We start from the raw sequence: 18,802 nt of genomic DNA, 5'->3' as shown, positions 1-18,802 counted from the left end.
CTTGAAATGCCGCGGCCATCGGCGGCACTGACGACGTTCGCGCCCTGCTTGCCAGCCGCGCGAGTGATCGGTACATTGCATTTTTTGAGGGCCTCCAATGTCCGCAGATAGCACAGTGACCCCTTCGGCGATCCCGGCGATTCCAGCGACTCCTGTCGTCTCCCCCCTTCCCCCCCTTCACCCTTCGTCGTCGACCGGGCACATCCGGCTGACCTCCCATGCCGGGGGTTTCGGCGCGCTGCCCATCCGATGGGGCGCGGCCACCGCCACCGAACGCGGGCCCGTGGTGGGCACCACCACGAAGCGGGCGCATCGCAACGTCATCGGCACGCACAGCGGCTCATACAGCGTGTACCGCGCACTGGCCGTGGCGGCCGGCGCCCTCAAGCGCGAGCACAAGGCCGACCTGACCAACACCGCGCCCACCGACGTGATCGGCCCGTACCCGCAGTGGAGCGAGCCGGGCCGCATCGTCTCGCTCGACCCCTGGGGCGCATTGGTGGCCGATGTGTTCTCCGCCGAGCTGGCCGCGGGCTACGACATTCGCCCGACCATCGCGATCACCAAGGCGCACGTGATCCTGCCCGAGGTGATAGAAGCGCTGCAGAGCGGCCGCCTCAAGGCCGACGGCCACTTTCTCACCGCGGGCGGCGCCGCGATGGTGACCAAGGCCGCCATCGAGCCCGTGTGGTACCTGCCCGAAGTGGCGCGGCGCTTCGGCTGTTCCGAAACCGATCTGCGGCGCACGCTGTTCGAAGAGACCGGCGGCATGTACCCCGAGCTCGTCACGCGCTCCGACCTGGAGGTGTTCCTGCCGCCCATCGGCGGGCAGACGCTCTACATCTTCGGCAACCCTCGCGACCTGGCCAACCCGGAGGTGGAGCTCACCGCGCGCATCCACGACGAGTGCAACGGCTCCGACGTATTCGGCTCCGACATCTGCACCTGCCGCCCCTACCTCACGCACGCCATCGAAGAGTGCATCCAGGGCGCGCAGCGCGGCGGCGTCGGCCTCATCGCCTATTCGCGCAAGGAAGGCCGCGCGCTCGGCGAGGTGACCAAGTTCCTGGTCTACAACGCGCGCAAGCGCCAGGTCGGCGGCGACACGGCCGACCAGTATTTCGCGCGCACCGAGTGCGTGGCCGGCGTGCAGGACATGCGCTTCCAGGAGCTGATGCCCGACGTCTTCCACTGGCTCGGCATCAAGAAGATCCATCGGCTCGTGTCGATGAGCAACATGAAGTTCGACGCCATCACCGGCTCGGGCATCGAGATCGGCGAGCGCGTGAACATTCCCGACGAACTGATTCCGGCCGACGCCCGCGTCGAGATGGACGCCAAGATGGCCGCCGGCTATTTCACGCCCGGCCCGGTGCCCGATGCCGAGGAACTCAAGAAAGCCAAGGGCCGGGGACTGAGCGAATGAGCCGCACGACCGACCCCACGAACAACGGCAGCCAATACCTGCCCGCCGACGGTTCGGGCAGCCTGCCGCCGGGCAGCGCAGGCGACATCGATCCGGCGATCGAATTCGCTCCCGACACCGACCACCCCGCGGGCGCCGCCACCGTGCTGCGCACGACCGCAGCCATCCGCGAGCGTGCGGCTGCGCTGCTGGCGCGCGCGCGCCGGGGCGAGTCGCAGTGGTTCCGCATCGGCGGCGACAGTGCAATAGACGACGCGGCGCGCACGGTGGCCGAGGTCACGCGCGAGCGCTATCCCTGGGACACCATTCCGTACCACAGCCGCTGGCGCCACTTCGAAGCCGGCGGCGTCGACCGGCTGAAGCAGCTCGACCAGCTGCTCGGCAAGCGCATCGATGCCCGGCAGCGCGCCAGCGCGCACATCGACCTGGTGCTGGTGAGCGTGCTGCTCGATGCCGGTGCCGGCCCCGACTGGCACTACACCGAGCCCGCCACCGGCGAGCGCTTCACGCGCTCCGAAGGGCTGGCCGTCGCGAGCTTCCATGCCTTCACCAGCGGACTGTTCTCGTCCAACCCCGACCATCCGCTGCAAGCCGATGCGGCCGGCCTGCGAGGGCTCGTGACCGACCGGCTCGGCGACGCCTTCCAGGTCAGCGACGTCAACCCATTGGTGGGCCTGGCCGGCCGCGCGGTGCTGCTGCGCCGGCTCGGCGAGGCGATGAGCGAACAACCCGAGACTTTCGGCGACGACGGCCGGCCCGCCGGCATGTTCGACGCGCTGGTCGCCCCGCTTGGCGCCGCCGCGCCGCCCACGGCCGAGATCACGGCACACCAGATCCTGTCGCTGCTGCTCGAAACGCTGTCGGGCATCTGGCCCTCCGCCAATGCCATCGACAGCATCGCGGCCGATGGCAGCGACGCCACGGGCGGCATCGGCTGGAGCGACCCGGCCCTCGCCCTCGGCGACTGCTGGCGCCACAGCGCGGTGCGCGGCCCCGGCCTCACCAACGGCTGGATGCCGTTCCACAAGCTGTCGCAATGGCTCACCTATTCGCTGCTCGAGCCTTTCGAATGGGCGGGCGTGAAAGTGCGCCATCTCGATGCGCTCACCGCCCTGCCCGAATACCGCAACGGCGGCCTCTTGATCGACAGCGGCGTGATCGTGCCGAAGGACCCGGCCTTTCTTTCGCGCGTCTGGAAAGCCGGGGACGAGTTCATCGTCGAGTGGCGCGCGCTCACCGTGGCGCTGCTGGACGAGCTGGCGCCGCACGTGCGCAAGATGCTCGACCGCACCGCGGAAGAACTGCCGCTGGCCTGCGTGCTTGAGGGCGGCACCTGGGCCGCCGGCCGCGTCTTGGCACAGCGCTTGCGTGACGGAGCGCCACCGCTCCTGATCGAAAGCGACGGCACCGTCTTTTAGACTCCCAGCTTCAGCAACGGCAGAAAAAATCCAATGAGCAACGTCCACCTCGTCGATCACCCCCTCGTCCAGCACAAGCTCACGCTGATGCGCCGCAAGGACGCTTCCACCAACAGCTTTCGCCGGCTCCTGAACGAAATCAGCATGCTCATGGCCTACGAGGTCACGCGCGACATGCCGATGCAGGACATCGAGGTCGAGACCCCGCTCGAAACCATGCAGGCCAAGGTCATCGACGGCAAGAAGCTGGTGCTGGTGTCCATCCTGCGCGCGGGCACCGGCATCCTCGACGGCATGCTGACCGTGGTGCCGGGCGCGCGCGTCGGCCACATCGGCCTGTACCGCGACCCCAAGACGCTCACGGCCGTCGAGTACTACTTCAAGATGCCCGGCGAAATGGAGAACCGCGACGTGATCGTGGTCGACCCGATGCTGGCCACCGGCAACTCGGCCGTGGCCGCGGTCGAACGCCTGAAGGAGCTCAACCCCAAGTCGATCAAGTTCGTCTGCCTGCTCACCTGCCCCGAAGGCATCGCGACCATGCAGAAGGCGCACCCCGACGTGCCGATCTACACCGCCGCGATCGACCGCGAGCTGAACAGCCACGGGTACATCCTGCCGGGCCTCGGCGACGCAGGCGACCGCATCTTCGGCACGAAGTAAGGCCGGCGCCTTCTGGCGGCGGCCGCTGTCGATCCGGCAGCAACAAGAAGATTTCCATACCTCGAGGAGAAGCACCGTGACAGCACGCCGTCAGTTGATCATTCGTTCGGTCGCCATCGCAGCGGCAACGCTTGCAGCGGGCGCGCCCGGCCTCGCGCTCGCACAGGCCAAGCTCAAGGTGGCGGCGGTGTACACCGTGCCCTTCGAGCAGCAGTGGGTGGGCCGCATCCACAAGGCGCTCAAGGCCGCCGAGGTGCGCGGCGAGATCGAATACAAGGCCACCGAAAACGTCAGCAATGCCGACTACGAGCGCGTGATGCGCGAGTACGCCACCGGCGGCAACCAGCTGATCTTCGGCGAGGTGTTCGGCGTGGAAGCGGCGGCGCGCAAGGTCGCGAAAGACTTTCCCAAGGTCGCCTTCCTGATGGGCTCGTCGCTCAAGCCGCAGGCCCCCAACTTCAGCGTGTTCGACAACTACATCCAGGAACCGGCGTATCTCTCCGGCATGGTGGCCGGCGGCATGACCAAGAGCAACCGCATCGGCATGGTCGGCGGCTTTCCCATTCCTGAAGTGAACAGGCTCATGAACGCCTTCATGGCGGGCGCGAAGGAGACCAACCCCAAGGTCGAGTTCAGCGTGAGCTTCATCAACAGCTGGTTCGACCCGCCCAAGGCCAAGGAAGCGGCTTTCGCGATGATCGACAAGGGCGCCGACGTGATGTATGCGGAGCGCTTCGGCGTCTCCGACGCGGCCAAGGAAAAAGGCAAGCTCGCCATCGGCAACGTGATCGACACCCAGGCCCAGTACCCCGACACGGTGGTGGCCTCGGCGCTGTGGAACTTCGAGCCCTCGGCCGACCGCGCGATCAAGCTCGTGAAGGAAGGCAAGTTCACGGCCGAGGACTACGGCGTCTACTCGACCATGAAGCACAAGGGCTCCGAGCTCGCCCCGCTCGGCACTTTCGAGAAGAAGGTCCCCGCCGACATCGTCGCCAAGGTGAAGGCAAAGCAGGCCGACATCCTGGCCGGCAAGTTCACGGTGAAGGTCGACGACTCCCAACCGAAGTCCACCGCAAAGTGAAGGGGCCGACGACGATGCGCTGGCGCTCTTTTCTCGCGGCCGGCGTGCTGGCCCTCGGTCTGGCGGGTTGCGCCGGCGTCAACAAGACAAGCGGTGCCGGCATCGGCGGCACCCGGCTGGACGACACCCCCCGCATCGCGGTGATCTCGGCTTTCCAGCCCGAGCTCACGCTGCTGCTGAACCGCCTGCAGGGGGCGGCGAAGCACAGCGTCAACGGCGTCGAGTTCACCACCGGTACGCTCGAAGGCAAGCCGGTCGTGCTGTTCCTCTCGGGCATCAGCATGACCAACGCGACGATGAACACGCAGCTGGCGCTCGACCGCTTTCGCATCACCAGCATTGTCTTCAGCGGCATCGCGGGCGGCGTGAATCCGCAGCTGCATGTGGGCGACGTCACGGTACCGGCCCAATGGGGACAGTACCTCGAAGTGCTGATGGCGCGCGAAACCGCGCCGGGCAAATACACTGCGCCGCCCTTCATCAAGGATGCCACGCTGCCCAATTTCGGCATGATGCATCCGCGCCCGGTCGAGGTGCGCTCCGCGGCGCATCCGCAGATCATGCGCAAGTTCTGGTTCGAAGCCGACCCGAAGATGCTCGAAGTGGCGCGCAGCATCCGCAACGTCGACCTCGCGAATTGCAGCGCCGGCAAGTGCCTGGCGCGCAAGCCCCAGCTGGTGGTGGGGGGCAACGGCGTCTCGGGCCAGGCTTTCATGGACAACAAGGCGTATCGCGAATACACCTTCAAGACCTTCCAGGCCAACGTGCTCGACATGGAGACCGCGGCCGTGGGCATGGTGGCCTACAGCAACGGCGTGCCCTACATCGCCTTCCGCTCTCTCAGCGACCTCGCGGGCGGCGGCGACGGCGAGAACGAGATGGGCACCTTCATGGGCATTGCAGCCGACAACTCGGCCAAGGTCATGCTGGCGTTCCTGGCCGCGTGGAAGTGATCCCGCTTTCACTCCCTCCCCTTCGGGGGGAAGGAGCAAGACCCTCATGAACAGCGCGACCGTGCTCCGCCTCAGGGGCATCACCAAGCGCTTTGGCGCCCTCGTCGCCAACGACGCCATCTCCCTCGACCTGCAGGCTGGCGAAGTGCTTGCGCTGCTGGGCGAGAACGGCGCGGGCAAGTCGACGCTCATGTCCATTCTGTTCGGCCACTACGTCGCCGACGAAGGCAGCATCGAGGTCTTCGGTGCGCCACTGCCTCACGGCAACCCCAAGGCCGCGCTGGCCGCCGGCGTGGGCATGGTGCACCAGCACTTCACGCTGGCCGACAACCTCAGCGTGCTCGACAACGTGATGATGGGTACCGAGCCGCTGTGGCGCGTATTCTCGCGCCGCGCGGCGGCACGCGCGCGCCTGCTCGAAGTGGCGCAGCGCTTCGGCCTGCCGGTGCAGCCCGACGCGATGATCGGCAACCTCTCGGTCGGCGAGCGGCAGCGCGTCGAGATTCTCAAGGCGCTGTATCGCGGCGCGCGCATCCTGATTCTCGACGAGCCGACCGCCGTGCTGACGCCGCAGGAGAGCGAAGCGCTGTTTGCCACGCTCGCGCAGATGGTGGCGCAGGGTTTGTCGGTGATCTTCATCAGCCACAAGCTCGGCGAGGTGCTGCGCGTGTCGCATCGCATTGCCGTGCTGCGCGGCGGCAAGCTCGCGGCCGAGGCACGCACAGCCGAGACCACGCAGGCGCAGCTGGCGCTCTGGATGGTCGGACATGCGGTCGACGCCCCGCAGCGCCGGCCGGCCAAGTCGGTGGGCGATGCCGTCTGCGTGCTCGACCATGTGAGCACCGCATCGGCCAAGGATGGCGGGCAGGACCATTCGAGCGCCCTCCGCGAGGTGTCGCTGACGCTGCGCGCCGGCGAGATCACCGCCATCGCAGGCGTCTCGGGCAACGGCCAGGTGGCGCTGGCCGAGTTGCTGTGCGGCACGCGCCGCGCCACGTCGGGCACGGCCCGGCTGATGGGCCGCGCACTGCCGCCCTCGCCTGCCCGGCTGGTGCAGCGCGGCGTGGCGCGCATTCCGGAAGACCGGCATGCGGTCGGCGTGGTCGGCGACCTGCCGGTGTGGGAGAACGCAGTGTCGGAGCGGTTGCGCAGCCCGGTGTTCTCGCGCTGGTCGTGGTTCGTGCGGCGCGCGGCCGCGCGGCTTCATGCCCGGCGCATCGAAAAAGCATTCGACGTGCGCGGCGCCGGCCTGATGGCGCCGGCCCGCTCGCTCTCCGGCGGGAACATGCAGAAACTGATCCTTGGCCGCGCGCTGCTCGCACCCGAGCAGGCCGAAGACGCAGACAACAAGAAGTACCCGACGCGCGCGCCGCGCCTGATCGTCGCGCACCAGCCGACCTGGGGCCTCGACATCGGTGCCGTGGCCTATGTGCAGCAGCAGCTCATCGCCGCGCGCGATGCCGGCGCTGCGGTGCTGGTGATTTCCGATGACCTCGACGAAGTGCTCGCGCTCGGCGACCGCGTGGCCGTGATGCATGGGGGCCAACTGGGCGAAGCGCGCCCCGCCGCCGCCTGGACGCGCGAAGCCATCGGGCTGGCGATGGCCGGCGCGGCGGCGCCGCAGCAGCCACTCGCGGGAACCTTGCCATGATGCGGCTCGAACGGCGCCACGAAACCTCGCGCGCCGCGCTGGTGCTGGCGCCCATCGGCGCGGTCGCGTTCACCATGGTGGTGAGCGCGCTGCTCGTGCTCTGGGCCGGCGCGCCTGTCGGCCGCACCTACGCGTTGCTGTTGCAGGGCGGCTTCGGCTCGGTGTTCGCATGGAGCGAGACGCTGACGCGCGCGGTACCGCTGATCCTCACCGGGCTGGCCGCGACGGTCGCCTTCAAGGCGCGCCTTTTCAACATCGGCGCCGAGGGGCAGCTGTTCGCCGGCGCCCTTGCCGCCGTGGCCGTGGGCGGCCTGCACGGCGGCGCCGGCTTCGAGCTTGCGCCCTGGCTGCTGTTCCCGCTGATGATGCTGGCTGCGGCCGTCGCGGGCGCCCTGCTGCTGCTGGGCCCGGCACTCATGAAGAACAAGCTCGGCGTCGACGAGGTGGTGACCACGCTGCTGATCAACTTCATCGTGCTGCTGGGCGTCTCGGCCCTGCTCGACGGGCCGATGAAAGACCCGGCCGCCATGGGCTGGCCGCAGAGTGTGTCGCTGCAGCCCGACCTCGAACTCGGCAAGCTCATCGCCCAGACGCGCGTGCACACCGGGCTCGTCTGGGCGGTGTCGCTGGCGGTGATGATGTGGGCGATCTTCAAGTACACGGTGCTGGGTTTCGACATCCGCGCCACGGGCGCCAATGCGCGCGCCGCCGCCTTTGCGGGCGTGCCAGCCACGCGCACGGTGGTGTTGGTGGCGCTGCTCTCGGGCGCGCTGGCCGGGCTGGCCGGCGCCATCGAAGTGGCGGGCCGCACGAGCTACGTCACGCTCGACATGTCGCCGGGCTATGGCTACACAGGCATCGTGATCGCGATGCTCGCGGGCCTGCATCCGCTCGGCGTGATCGCCGCCGGCGTGTTCGTGGCGGGCGTGCTGGTCGGCGCCGACACCATGAGCCGCGCCGTGGGCGTGCCGACCTACATCGCCGACGTGATCGTGGCGGCCTCGCTGATCGCGGTGCTGGTGGCGACCTTGCTGACGCAATACCGGGTGCGGCTGAGATGACGGACCTGCTCGACATCCTCGCCAATCCCGCCTTCTGGGTCGCGGTGCTGCGCATCGCCACGCCGCTCATTCTCGGCACGCTCGGGGTGCTGCTGTGCGAGCGCGCGGGCGTGCTCAACCTGGGCATCGAGGGGATCATGGTCGCGGGCGCCTTCACGGGCTGGCTCGCGGTCTATGCCGGTGCGCCTCTGTGGGTGGGCGTCGGCGCGGCCGCGCTCACGGGCATGGTGTTCGGGCTGCTGCACGCCTTTCTCACCGTGGGCCTTGCGCTGTCGCAGCACGTGTCGGGGCTGGGCATCACGCTCTTGGCCACGGCCCTCAGCTACTTCGGATACCGCGTGAGCTTTCCGAAGGTGAACGCGCCGCCGACCATCGCCCCCTTCGCGCCGATGGAGTGGCTGCCGGTGCCGATCTTGAACGCGCAGACGTCGCTCACCCTGTTCGCGCTGCTGCTGGTGCCAGCCATCGCCTGGGTGCTCTACCGCACGCCGCTCGGCCTTGCGCTGCGCATGGTCGGCGAGAACCCGCAGGCGGCCGAAAGCCAGGGCGTGTCGGTCGCGGCCACGCGCACCGGCGCCATCGTGGCGGGCTCGGCGCTGATGGGCGTGGCCGGCTCGTTTCTCACGCTCTCCGCCTTCAACGCCTTCTTCTTCAACATGGTGAACGGCCGAGGCTGGATCTGCGTGGCGCTGGTGGTGTTCGCCTCGTGGCGGCCTGGCAAGGCCCTGCTCGGCGCGCTGCTGTTCGCGTTTTTCGACGCGCTGCAGCTGCGGCTGCAACAATCGGGCGATGCGGTGCTGCCCTACCAGATCTACCTGATGCTGCCCTACCTGCTGTCGATCCTCGCGCTGGTGCTGGTGGCGCGCAAGGCCAGCTATCCGCAGGCGCTGATGAAGCCTTATCGCAAGGGTGAACGCTGATGCCGAAGCCGGCCGCCGTACGTGGAACGCTGCTCATGGCGCTGCTGGCGCTGTGCAGCGCGGGCGTGCACGCGCTGGGCAGCGACCTGCCCTACGAGCGCTTCAAGACCCCCGACGCAGTCAACTGGGTGCAGTTGTGCGGCACCTGGGGCAAGGACCACAAGGGCACCTACCGCGTGATCCATGCCGACCAGGAGGCACAGTCGTTCCTCTACGTGCAATGGATGCGCCGTGACGCCAATGGCAGCCCGCATGCCGAGCACACGGTCGCCATCGCCGAACTCGACAACGACCATGCCGAGATCGCGCTCAGCGACCTGACCTGCCGCGCCACGCCGCGCGGCATCGTGGTATCGGCCAGGGCCAGTTCGGGCCACGACGACAAGCTGCGCCGCGTGATGATCGAGGTCGGACCTGCGCCGGGGCAGTACCGGTACCGGGCGCAACGCACGCGCTAAGGCAAATCTCGGTCGGCTCTCGCTGGCGGCCACCCCGCGCGTTCGGTCCCGTATCGATGCTGCACCGGTTTCTTTTCATGGACGAGAAGAAAATGCCGCTCGCCAAAAATTCTTCATCACGCCAGATACCACGCGCATCGGCGCGGTCACACGCCACGAGTGCGACGCCTGCAATGAGACAACGCGCCGCTCCATTTGCGCAACGCAGATCGCGGACTCCTTCAGCCTCTGATTCAGTTCGGCTTTTTCCAGTGTCAGTTGCGCAGCACGGGTCGTTGCTTCATCCCGCTCCCGTTCCAATACGGTGCTGCCCAACGTCAATTGCTGGGCATGAGTCCGTGCCTTTTCGAGTTCCCGTTCCAACGCCGTTTTTTCCAAGATCAGTTGCTCGGCATGAATCGTCGTCTTGTCCAGTTGGCGTTTCAATGCGGTTCTGTCAAGCACCGCATGGCTGGGGAATGCAATGCCTGCCGGCTTTGTGCCGGAATCCGGCTGGCATTTCACAGCGTCATCAAGAGTCAACTCCTTGCCAATGCGAACCTTCGAAGGCACCGCAATTCGCTCATGCGCACGCAGGGCCGATGCACGATCGACCTTGCTCCCCAGGACCGAACGCACTGCCTCATAGAGATAGTTTGGGTCGTCGACCAAACGCGGAAAATCAAGCAGCACGACTGGAATATTTCGCTTCACGAGCGCGTGCAGAAGTTCATGGAAGCCAAGCGCAAGAAGACGCGCCTGGTCGATGGGGTTGAGTGAATAGACGATTCCGCCCGGCGTCGTTCCCCAGGACTCCCATTGCTTGCAATCGTCGGGCATCGTCGGGCTGCCATAACGTGCGCGCAACTCGTTGATGGAACGACTGGTTGCCGCTTCGACGATGCTTCGCATTGGAACAATGACCGCATCCACCGCAATCTCTCGATCTGCCAGCAGGCGCTCCACGTACTCGTACAACCAGGGCGACTTGACGACGTATGGCGCATCGGCATTGCCTAGCAGCAAGTCTTCCAGCCCCGCGTTGGCATCCTCGTCGTAACCGGGATGCTGATTGCGGGCAAGATGAGTATCCAGACCGCATTCGGCAAGGTATTGCACCAGGAACGTCGTGCCGGCCCGACCTGTTCCTGCGATCAGCAGATGATTTTTCATTTTCTTCTGTCCCTCATGCGCCACTCGCTGAAAGCCGACATCAGAGCGCTCGTTGCCTGCGCGACTTCACAGTCCGAGGTATCGATGACCAAGTCGGGCTGAAGGGGGGCCTCGTAGGCATCCGAGATGCCCGTGAATTTGGTCACCTCGCCCCGGCGCGCGCGCGCGTACAGACCTTTGACATCTCGCCGTTCGCAAGCCGCGAGTGGGGCACTTACATAGACTTCACGGAAAGCCGCGCCGATGATGTTCCGCGCCAAGGCGCGGAGTTCACGCATCGGAGACACAGCGGCCACGATGACCACGAGCCCCTGGTCACTCAGCAAGCGGGCGACTTCGGCAATTCTTCGGATGTTCTCGCGGCGATCCGCCTGGCCAAACCCCAACCCTTGGCTCAGGCCGCGGCGAACATCGTCCCCGTCAAGAATGGCGACCGGAACACCGGCGGCAATTGCACGCAGGCGCAGACTTTTGGCGATCGTAGATTTGCCGGCGCCTGAAAGTCCTGTTAACCAAATAACGCACGGTGCGTCACTCCACTGCCTTTGCGGCAATATCGGATCATGATCAATCCTCATGATCTTCGGCCTTTGGACAAAATGCACGGCCGATCTGCCGGGTAAGCGACACGGAGCCACGAAGAATTCGGGTCAACAATCCACATGAAACCACGACTTTGAGCTTGGTATATCGGAGCATGAGAGGATAGACAGCACCTTCTTGCGCTTTGTCTCCCCAGCGCAAAGTTTTCTGATATGAAAATTAGGCTCTATCTCGGGCCACTGGAAACACCGCCGTGCAGAGCATCCAATGCTGAATCTTCTCCTCACCAACGCCACCCTCCCCGATGGCCGCACCGGCATGTCGATTGCCGTCGAGGGAGGCCGCATCGCCGAAGTCACCAAAGGCCTCGTCGCCCCTGCCCACGAAACGCTCGACGCGCAAGGCCTGCTCGTCGCGCCCCATTTCGTCGACCCGCACTTTCACATGGACGCCACGCTGAGCTATGGCCTGCCGCGCATCAACCAGAGCGGCACGCTGCTCGAAGGCATCGCGCTGTGGGGCGAGCTCAAGCCGCTGCTCACGGCCGACGCGCTGATCGAGCGCGCGCTGGCGTATTGCGACTGGGCCGTGGCCAAAGGGCTGCTAGCCATCCGCTCTCACGTGGACACCAGCGACCCCAGCCTGCTCGCGGTCGATGCGCTGCTCGAAGTCAAGCGCCAGGTGGCGCCCCACCTCGACCTGCAGCTGGTCGCCTTTCCGCAGGACGGCGTGCTGCGCTCCCCCGGCGGCGTCGACAACCTGAAGCGCGCGCTCGACAAGGGCGTGGACGTGGTCGGCGGCATTCCGCATTTCGAGCGCACCATGGCCGATGGCGCTGCCAGCGTGAAGCTGCTGATGGAACTTGCGGCCGAGCGCGGCAAGCTGGTCGACATGCACTGCGACGAGTCCGACGACCCGCTCTCGCGCCACATCGAGACGCTGGCCTTCGAGGCGCAGCGCCTCGGCATGCAGGGCCGCGTGACGGGCTCGCACTGCACGTCGATGCATTCGATGGACAACTACTACGTGAGCAAGCTGCTGCCACTCATTGCCGAGAGCGGCGTCAGCGTGGTTTCGAATCCGCTCATCAACATCACGCTGCAGGGCCGGCACGACACCTATCCCAAGCGCCGCGGCATGACGCGCGTGCCCGAGCTGATGGCCGCCGGCGTGAACGTCGCCTTCGGCCACGACTGCGTGATGGATCCCTGGTACGGCATGGGCTCGGGCGACATGCTCGAAGTCGCGCACATGGGCCTGCACGTGGCGCAGATGACGAGCCAGGCCGGCATCCGCCAATGCTTCGAGGCCGTGACCACGAATGCTGCGCGCGTGATGCACCTGGAAGGCTACGGCCTGGAGGCCGGCTGCGATGCGAGCTTCGTGCTGCTGCAGGCGCGCGACCCGGTCGAGGCGATCCGCCTGCGTGCCACGCGGCTCAAGGTGTTTCGCAAGGGCAGGCTGCTGGCGGAAACGCCGGCCGCCACGGCCGCGCTGCATCTGCCGGGCCGCGCGCAGGCCACCAGCTGGATGATCCCGAAGTCCTAACGGGCAGGCGCCTAGCGTGGTCTGGCGCCCAGGTCGCACCACATGTGCACCTTGGCGAGCATGTCGCCTTCGACCGCGATGGCCAGCGGCTCCACGCCGAAGACCCGGAAACCGCAGCGCTCGTACAGCGCTTGCGCCGTGTGGTTGCCTTCGGTCACGGTGAGCTGCACCAGGCGCAGCCGCTCTATCGCGCGTGCGTGCGCCAAGACCGCCAGCACCAGCCGGTGCCCGAAACCGGCACGGCGCGCCGAAGCGGCCACGGCCATGCCGAAGAGCGTGGCCTTGTGTCGAGCGCGCTGCCGCGTTTCGAAGCTCAGCCCCGCCACGCCCACCAGCGCACCTGTGTCGTTGAAAGCACCGTAGACCACACCGGCTTCGCCCGCATCATCGGCACCCAGCCGCTCTTCCCACCAGCGAAGCGGCAGACCTGCGCGTTCGTCCACGGTCGTCGTGAACGCACTGGGATGCGTGGCATAGGCGTCGAGCATCAGGGTGCGATAGCCCGCGGCATCGGCCGGCGCCAGCCGCCGAATGGTGCCAGGGAGATTTTCAGGGGCGGACATGGACAGAAAGCTCAGGCCTCCGGCGCGATGGCCTCGGCGTACTCGTAGAGCGCACCCAGGATTTCCTCGCCGCGTTCGTCCGCGGTTTCGGACAGCGCATCGACCTCGCTGAACAGCATCTCGATGGTGCGCGCCCCGCCCTCGCCCTTGAAGAGCCGTGCAACGCGCAGCGCCTCCCAGCGTTCGGCTTCTTCCGGGCTGAGCATCTCGGGCCAGTTGCGTGCGCGATAGCGGAAGAGTATTTCTTCAAGGCGCCCGTCGTCGAAGCCGGTGCGGTCCTTGGCAAGCTCTTCGGGCGACAGCGCGCGCAGCTGGTTCAGGCGCCGCCTGTCGCCATTGCCGACGAACCCGCCGTACAGGTCTTCATCGACATCGAGCGCCGCCTCCTTGGGGCGGGCGTACACCTGCGACCAGATGGCGCTCATGTCGGGCAGGTCGCGCGCGATGGCCGCGTGGCGCATGGCCGCATCGAGATCGACGTTCCAGCGCTCGGCCATGGCCGGGGCGAGCGTGCGCAGGTTGCCGACCACCATCGGTGACTTGTTGAGGTGAATGCCTTTCACCGGCAGGCGGACCACGCCTTCGGGCAGGTCGGCGGTGCGCGTGAACAGGCGCAGGCGCAGGGTCTCGATATCGATGTCGCGCAGCTCGCTGGGGTCGTGGGCCAGGTCCCAGGCGATCAGTTCGTTCTTGTTGGTCGGGTGGCTCGCGAGCGGCCACATCACGCCGAGGCACCCGCGTTCGACCGGGAACATGCCCGACACGTGCAGGAAAGGCCGGGCCGTTTCACGCATGGCCGGCAAGCCGAGTTCGCTGGCCACGCGGTCTTTCTTGTGCAGGCCGAAGGCGAACTCGAACAGCTTGGGCTGCCGATCGCGGATCAGCCGCGCCAGCGCGATGGTGGCGCGAACGTCGGACAGCGCATCGTGCGCCGACTCGTGCAGCAGGCCGTTGGCGCGCGCCAGGTCTTCGAGCTTGAAACTGGGCTTGCCGTCTTCCTTCTTCGGCCACTCGATGCCGTCGGGGCGCAGCGCGTAGGTGAGGCGCACCACGTCGAGCAGGTCCCAGCGGCCGCAGTCGTTCTGCCATTCACGCGCGTACGGATCGATGAGGTTGCGCCAGAACAGGAAGCGCGTGACCTCGTCGTCGAAACGGATGGTGTTGTAGCCCACGCCGATGGTGCCGGGCTGCGAGAAAGCCTTCTCGATCTGCGCGGCGAAGGCGTGCTCGGGGATGCCGCGCTCCAGGCACAGCTGTGGCGTGATGCCGGTGATCAGGCAGGCCTCCGGGCTCGGCAGGTAGTCGGGCGCCGGCTTGCAATAGATCATCAGCGGCTCGCCGATTTCGTTCAGCTCGGCGTCGGTGCGGATGGCGGCAAACTGCGAAGGCCGGTCGCGGCGCGGCACGGCGCCGAAGGTTTCGTAGTCGTGCCAGAGAAAGGTGTGGTTCATTCAGAGCAAGGGGGAAAACAATCGTGCAAGCGCATCGCCGAGGCGGCGCCAGAAACTCTGCGGCCGGTGGGCGCGCACCGCGCCGGAGCTGTGGAGATCGGTCTCGAACTGCGCGGCCAGCGGGCGCGCCAGCTCGGGGCCGTAAACCACAGCGCTCACCTCGAAATTGAGCCTGAAACTGCGGTTGTCGAAATTCGCGGTACCGATCATCGCGCAATGGTCGTCGACCACCAAGGTCTTGGAGTGCAGCATGCGCGCCTTGTACTCCCACACCTTGACGCCGGCCGCGATCAGCTCGTCGAAATAGGAACGCGCGGCCGCGCTCACAATGGCCGAGTCGCTGCGGCGCGGCACCAGGAGACGCACGTCCACGCCGCGCAGCGCCGCGCTGGTGAGCGCCATCAGGGCGGGCTCGCCGGGCACGAAGTACGGTGTGGTGAGCCAGGCGCGTTCGCTCGCCGAATGAATGGCCTCCACGTGCATGCGATGGATGGGTTCCAGCACGTTGTCCGGGCCGCTGGTCACGATCTGCACCGGAATGTTGCCAGCCTCCACCTGCGGCAGCATGGCGCCCATCAGGTGGTCCATGTTGCGCAGGTCTTCGCCGGTGGCGTAGGCCCAGTCTTCGAGAAAGGTCGTCTGCAGCCAGCGCACGGCGCTGCCTTCGATCCGCAGGTGCACGTCATGGTACGCGTCGGGCCGCGTGCGCTTGTCTTCCTCGTCGGTGATGTTGACGCCGCCGGTGAAGCCGACGCGGCCGTCGCACACCACGATCTTTCGGTGAGTGCGGTAGTTGGTCACCGGCCGCAGGCGGCGGCCGATGCGCGTGTCGTGGAAAAGCGCGACCTGCACGCCCGCGGCATGCAGCGGCGCCATGAACCTGCGGCCGATGCGCTTGGAACCGAGCGCATCGAGCAAGAGGCGTACGGCCACGCCCTGCCCCGCACGCTCCACCAGCAGGTCGCGCAGCGCGGTGCCGATCTTGTCGGGCTCGAAAATGTAGTACTCGAGGTGGATGTGGTCGCGCGCCCCGCGCACCGCATCGAAGATGGCGTCGAAGGTGCGCGCGCCGCCCGAAAGCAGTTCCACGCCCGTCGCGCTGGAAACCGGCAGCCCGCACGCGGCGGTGCCGAGCCGCGCCATCTGCTGCAGCGCCGGCGGCGCGTTCTGCGCCGCATCCCGCACGCGCGCCAGGTCGGCCTGCGTGTGGGCCTTGGCGCGGCTGCGCAGGCGCTTGACCCGCTGCTTGCGCAAGCGCTGCGGCCCCAGGAAGTAATAGACGACGAAGCCCGCAAACGGCAGCAGCGCCAGCGACAGGATCCAGCTCATGGTGGACACCGGCGCGCGCTTCTGCATCACGATCCAGACCGACAGCACGGCGATATAGCCGCTCCAGGCCAGAGAGAGGCCGGTTTTCCATTCCTGGCTGAGCTCGGGAAAAATCAAGGTAGGACTTGCGGTACGGGTAAATTCCGGCCCCAAGAAAAAAGGCCGGCAGCGAATGCTACCGGCCTTTTGGGTACTGCCAGAAATACCGCGGAACCGGCTCTGCCGGGCCGCTTTATCCTGCAGCAGCCTCTTCGGCTTCGGGCTTGGACTTGCCTTCCTTCTTCGGCAGCGGCTGGATGTCCAGCTGCACTTCGCCCTTGTCGTCGATGTCGACCGACAGGCGGCCCCCGTCGATCAGGCGACCGAACAGCAGCTCGTCGGCCAGGGCACGACGGATCGTGTCCTGGATCAGGCGCTGCATCGGGCGGGCACCCATCAGCGGGTCGAAGCCCTTCTTCGCCAGGTGCTTGCGCAAGCCGTCGCTGAACGTGACGTCGACCTTCTTCTCGGCCAGCTGCGTTTCGAGCTGGAGCAGGAACTTGTCGACCACGCGCAGGATGATCTGCTCGTCCAGGGCCTTGAAGCTCACGGTCGCGTCCAGGCGGTTGCGGAACTCCGGCGTGAACAGGCGCTTGATGTCGGCCATCTCGTCGCCCGCCTGGCGCGGGTTGGTGAAGCCGATGGTCGCCTTGTTCATGGTCTCGGCACCCGCATTGGTGGTCATCACGATGATCACGTTGCGGAAGTCGGCCTTGCGTCCGTTGTTGTCCGTCAGGGTGCCGTGGTCCATGACCTGGAGCAGCACGTTGAAGATGTCCGGGTGCGCCTTCTCGATTTCGTCGAGCAGCAGCACCGCGTGCGGCTTCTTCGTGATGGCTTCGGTCAGGAGGCCGCCCTGGTCGAACCCGACGTAGCCCGGAGGCGCGCCGATCAACCGGCTCACCGCATGGCGCTCCATGTATTCGGACATGTCGAAACGGATCAGCTCGATGCCCATGATGTAGGCGAGCTGCTTGGCCGCTTCGGTCTTGCCGACGCCGGTGGGGCCGCTGAACAGGAACGAGCCGATCGGCTTGTCTTCGCGGCCGAGGCCCGAACGCGCCATCTTGACCGCCGACGCCAGCACCTCGAGGGCCTTGTCCTGGCCGAACACCACGCTCTTCAGGTCGCGTTCGATGGTCTGCAGCTTGCCGCGGTCGTCGTTGCTGACGTTGGCCGGGGGAATACGCGCGATCTTCGCGACGATGTCCTCGACCTCGGTCTTGCTGATGGTCTTCTTGCGCTTGTTCGCCGGCAGGATGCGCTGCGCAGCACCGGCCTCGTCGATCACGTCGATGGCCTTGTCGGGCAGATGACGGTCGTTGATGTACTTGGCGCTCAGCTCCGCCGCCGCCTGCAGGGCCGCCACCGCGTACTTCACGCCATGGTGCTCTTCGAAGCGCGACTTCAGGCCCTTCAGGATGTCGACGGTTTCCTGCACCGTCGGCTCGACCACGTCGACCTTCTGGAAGCGGCGCGACAGGGCCGCATCCTTCTCGAAGATGCCGCGGTACTCGGTGAAGGTGGTCGCACCAATGCACTTGAGCTGGCCGCTCGAGAGCGCCGGCTTGAGCAGGTTCGACGCATCGAGTGTGCCGCCCGAGGCCGCGCCCGCACCGATCAGGGTGTGGATCTCGTCGATGAACAGGATGGCGTTCGGCTTGTCCTTGAGCGACTTGAGCACGCCCTTCAGGCGCTGCTCGAAATCACCGCGGTACTTGGTGCCGGCCAGCAGCGCGCCCATGTCCAGCGAATAGACCTGCGCCTCGGCCAGGATTTCCGGCACGTCGGTCTGCGTGATGCGCCATGCCAGGCCTTCGGCGATGGCGGTCTTGCCCACGCCGGCCTCGCCCACCAAGAGCGGGTTGTTCTTGCGCCGGCGGCACAGGATCTGGATGACGCGCTCGACCTCGTATTCGCGGCCAATGAGCGGATCGATCTTGCCGTCCTTGGCGAGCTGGTTCAGGTTCTGCGTGAACTGCTCCAGAGGCGAAGCCTTCTCGTTCTTTTCGCCGCCGCCCTCTTCGCCCTCGCCCGAGGACGATTCGCTGCTGCCCTTGACGGCTTCAGGCGGATCGCTCTTCTTGATGCCGTGGGCAATGAAGTTCACCACGTCGAGGCGGGTCACGCCTTGCTGGTGGAGGTAGTACACCGCGTGCGAGTCCTTCTCGCCGAAGATCGCGACCAGCACGTTGGCGCCGGTGACTTCCTTCTTGCCGTTGCCGGTGGACTGCACATGCATGATGGCGCGCTGGATCACGCGCTGGAAACCCAGCGTCGGCTGGGTGTCTACATCGTCGGTACCCGCCACCTGGGGCGTGTTGTCCTTGATGAAGTTGGTGAGCGACGCCCGCAGGTCGTCGACGTTGGCCGAGCAGGCGCGAAGAACTTCCGCGGCGCTCGGGTTGTCCAGCAAAGCGAGCAACAGATGCTCCACGGTGATGAACTCGTGGCGCTGCTGCCTGGCCTCGACGAAGGCCATGTGCAAGCTGACTTCCAGTTCCTGGGCAATCATGTGATTTCCTTTTGCCTTGCTGTAAATAACT

Annotated in this window: 16 protein-coding genes; 10 read left to right on the top strand and 6 right to left on the bottom strand. The window is 66.5% G+C overall.

Annotated features, from left to right (window positions below; translation table 11 throughout):
* Window positions 1-97 precede the first annotated feature (97 nt).
* The 9 genes from ACAM55_RS10585 to ACAM55_RS10545 all read left to right on the top strand — a co-directional run bounded on the left by ACAM55_RS10585 (window position 98) and on the right by ACAM55_RS10545 (window position 9,631).
* Entirely contained in the window at window positions 98-1,426 is a 1,329-nt protein-coding gene (locus tag ACAM55_RS10585) for a GTP cyclohydrolase II (protein ID WP_369655966.1), read from the top strand.
* Window positions 1,423-2,844 (top strand): URC4/urg3 family protein, encoded by a 1,422-nt coding sequence (locus tag ACAM55_RS10580; protein ID WP_369655965.1) that lies wholly within the window; start codon window positions 1,423-1,425, stop codon window positions 2,842-2,844. The genes ACAM55_RS10585 and ACAM55_RS10580 overlap by 4 nt, the downstream gene beginning before the upstream one ends.
* 33 nt (window positions 2,845-2,877) lie before the next feature.
* Window positions 2,878-3,507: a uracil phosphoribosyltransferase gene (upp, locus tag ACAM55_RS10575; RefSeq protein ID WP_021007470.1), complete on the top strand. Its 630-nt coding sequence runs from the start codon at window positions 2,878-2,880 to the stop codon at window positions 3,505-3,507.
* Window positions 3,508-3,583: 76 nt separating this feature from the next.
* A complete protein-coding gene (locus tag ACAM55_RS10570; RefSeq protein WP_369655964.1) occupies window positions 3,584-4,588 on the top strand; it encodes a BMP family protein in 1,005 nt (334 codons plus the stop codon).
* A gap of 14 nt (window positions 4,589-4,602) precedes the next feature.
* Window positions 4,603-5,541, top strand: a complete 939-nt coding sequence (locus ACAM55_RS10565; protein ID WP_369655963.1) for a 5'-methylthioadenosine/S-adenosylhomocysteine nucleosidase — start codon at window positions 4,603-4,605, stop codon at window positions 5,539-5,541.
* A gap of 46 nt (window positions 5,542-5,587) precedes the next feature.
* The gene (locus tag ACAM55_RS10560; protein WP_369655962.1) at window positions 5,588-7,192 is read left to right on the top strand and encodes an ABC transporter ATP-binding protein; all 1,605 of its coding nucleotides are present in this window, start codon (window positions 5,588-5,590) and stop codon (window positions 7,190-7,192) included.
* Window positions 7,192-8,253 carry an ABC transporter permease gene (locus tag ACAM55_RS10555; RefSeq protein WP_369656371.1) on the top strand — a complete coding sequence of 354 codons (1,062 nt, stop codon included), beginning with the start codon at window positions 7,192-7,194 and terminating at the stop codon, window positions 8,251-8,253. Before ACAM55_RS10560 ends, ACAM55_RS10555 begins: the two co-directional genes overlap by 1 nt.
* A complete protein-coding gene (locus ACAM55_RS10550; protein ID WP_369655961.1) occupies window positions 8,250-9,173 on the top strand; it encodes an ABC transporter permease in 924 nt (307 codons plus the stop codon). The genes ACAM55_RS10555 and ACAM55_RS10550 overlap by 4 nt, the downstream gene beginning before the upstream one ends.
* The gene (locus tag ACAM55_RS10545; protein WP_369655960.1) at window positions 9,173-9,631 is read left to right on the top strand and encodes a hypothetical protein; all 459 of its coding nucleotides are present in this window, start codon (window positions 9,173-9,175) and stop codon (window positions 9,629-9,631) included. The genes ACAM55_RS10550 and ACAM55_RS10545 overlap by 1 nt, the downstream gene beginning before the upstream one ends.
* A gap of 75 nt (window positions 9,632-9,706) precedes the next feature.
* On the opposite strand, the gene ACAM55_RS10540 is transcribed toward ACAM55_RS10545, so the two are convergent.
* The gene (locus ACAM55_RS10540) at window positions 9,707-10,783 is read right to left on the bottom strand and encodes a hypothetical protein (protein WP_369655959.1); all 1,077 of its coding nucleotides are present in this window, start codon (window positions 10,781-10,783) and stop codon (window positions 9,707-9,709) included.
* The gene (gene cysC, locus ACAM55_RS10535; protein WP_369655958.1) at window positions 10,780-11,361 is read right to left on the bottom strand and encodes an adenylyl-sulfate kinase; all 582 of its coding nucleotides are present in this window, start codon (window positions 11,359-11,361) and stop codon (window positions 10,780-10,782) included. Before cysC ends, ACAM55_RS10540 begins: the two co-directional genes overlap by 4 nt.
* 232 nt (window positions 11,362-11,593) lie before the next feature.
* Between cysC and ACAM55_RS10530 the strand changes: the two genes are divergently transcribed.
* Window positions 11,594-12,874, top strand: coding sequence for an amidohydrolase family protein (locus ACAM55_RS10530; RefSeq protein WP_369655957.1), 1,281 nt, complete (start codon window positions 11,594-11,596; stop codon window positions 12,872-12,874).
* Between the two features lie 11 nt (window positions 12,875-12,885).
* Here the strand turns inward: ACAM55_RS10530 and ACAM55_RS10525 are convergent, their stop codons facing one another.
* The 4 genes from ACAM55_RS10525 to clpA all read right to left on the bottom strand — a co-directional run bounded on the left by ACAM55_RS10525 (window position 12,886) and on the right by clpA (window position 18,771).
* Window positions 12,886-13,437 carry a GNAT family N-acetyltransferase gene (locus tag ACAM55_RS10525; protein WP_369655956.1) on the bottom strand — a complete coding sequence of 184 codons (552 nt, stop codon included), beginning with the start codon at window positions 13,435-13,437 and terminating at the stop codon, window positions 12,886-12,888.
* 11 nt (window positions 13,438-13,448) lie between these two features.
* Window positions 13,449-14,888 (bottom strand): exodeoxyribonuclease I, encoded by a 1,440-nt coding sequence (gene sbcB / locus ACAM55_RS10520; RefSeq protein WP_369655955.1) that lies wholly within the window; start codon window positions 14,886-14,888, stop codon window positions 13,449-13,451.
* Entirely contained in the window at window positions 14,889-16,334 is a 1,446-nt protein-coding gene (gene cls, locus ACAM55_RS10515; protein ID WP_369655954.1) for a cardiolipin synthase, read from the bottom strand.
* 115 nt (window positions 16,335-16,449) lie between these two features.
* A complete protein-coding gene (gene clpA, locus ACAM55_RS10510) occupies window positions 16,450-18,771 on the bottom strand; it encodes an ATP-dependent Clp protease ATP-binding subunit ClpA (RefSeq protein WP_369655953.1) in 2,322 nt (773 codons plus the stop codon).
* Between the last annotated feature and the right edge of the window lie 31 nt (window positions 18,772-18,802).

This window comes from Variovorax sp. V213 (assembly GCF_041154455.1).
In the GTDB taxonomy this organism is placed as follows: domain Bacteria; phylum Pseudomonadota; class Gammaproteobacteria; order Burkholderiales; family Burkholderiaceae_C; genus Variovorax.
Note: the sequence above shows the minus strand (reverse complement) of the source record. Positions and strands in the feature narration are given on the sequence as shown.

Coding starts and splice junctions, on each gene's coding strand:
- ACAM55_RS10585 (WP_369655966.1), top strand. CDS start 98: ATGTCCGCAGATAGCACAGTGACCCCTTCGGCGATCCCGGCGATTCCA.
- ACAM55_RS10580 (WP_369655965.1), top strand. CDS start 1,423: ATGAGCCGCACGACCGACCCCACGAACAACGGCAGCCAATACCTGCCC.
- upp (WP_021007470.1), top strand. CDS start 2,878: ATGAGCAACGTCCACCTCGTCGATCACCCCCTCGTCCAGCACAAGCTC.
- ACAM55_RS10565 (WP_369655963.1), top strand. CDS start 4,603: ATGCGCTGGCGCTCTTTTCTCGCGGCCGGCGTGCTGGCCCTCGGTCTG.
- ACAM55_RS10560 (WP_369655962.1), top strand. CDS start 5,588: ATGAACAGCGCGACCGTGCTCCGCCTCAGGGGCATCACCAAGCGCTTT.
- ACAM55_RS10555 (WP_369656371.1), top strand. CDS start 7,192: ATGCGGCTCGAACGGCGCCACGAAACCTCGCGCGCCGCGCTGGTGCTG.
- ACAM55_RS10550 (WP_369655961.1), top strand. CDS start 8,250: ATGACGGACCTGCTCGACATCCTCGCCAATCCCGCCTTCTGGGTCGCG.
- ACAM55_RS10545 (WP_369655960.1), top strand. CDS start 9,173: ATGCCGAAGCCGGCCGCCGTACGTGGAACGCTGCTCATGGCGCTGCTG.
- ACAM55_RS10540 (WP_369655959.1), bottom strand. CDS start 10,783: ATGAAAAATCATCTGCTGATCGCAGGAACAGGTCGGGCCGGCACGACG.
- cysC (WP_369655958.1), bottom strand. CDS start 11,361: ATGAGGATTGATCATGATCCGATATTGCCGCAAAGGCAGTGGAGTGAC.
- ACAM55_RS10530 (WP_369655957.1), top strand. CDS start 11,594: ATGCTGAATCTTCTCCTCACCAACGCCACCCTCCCCGATGGCCGCACC.
- ACAM55_RS10525 (WP_369655956.1), bottom strand. CDS start 13,437: ATGTCCGCCCCTGAAAATCTCCCTGGCACCATTCGGCGGCTGGCGCCG.
- sbcB (WP_369655955.1), bottom strand. CDS start 14,888: ATGAACCACACCTTTCTCTGGCACGACTACGAAACCTTCGGCGCCGTG.
- clpA (WP_369655953.1), bottom strand. CDS start 18,771: ATGATTGCCCAGGAACTGGAAGTCAGCTTGCACATGGCCTTCGTCGAG.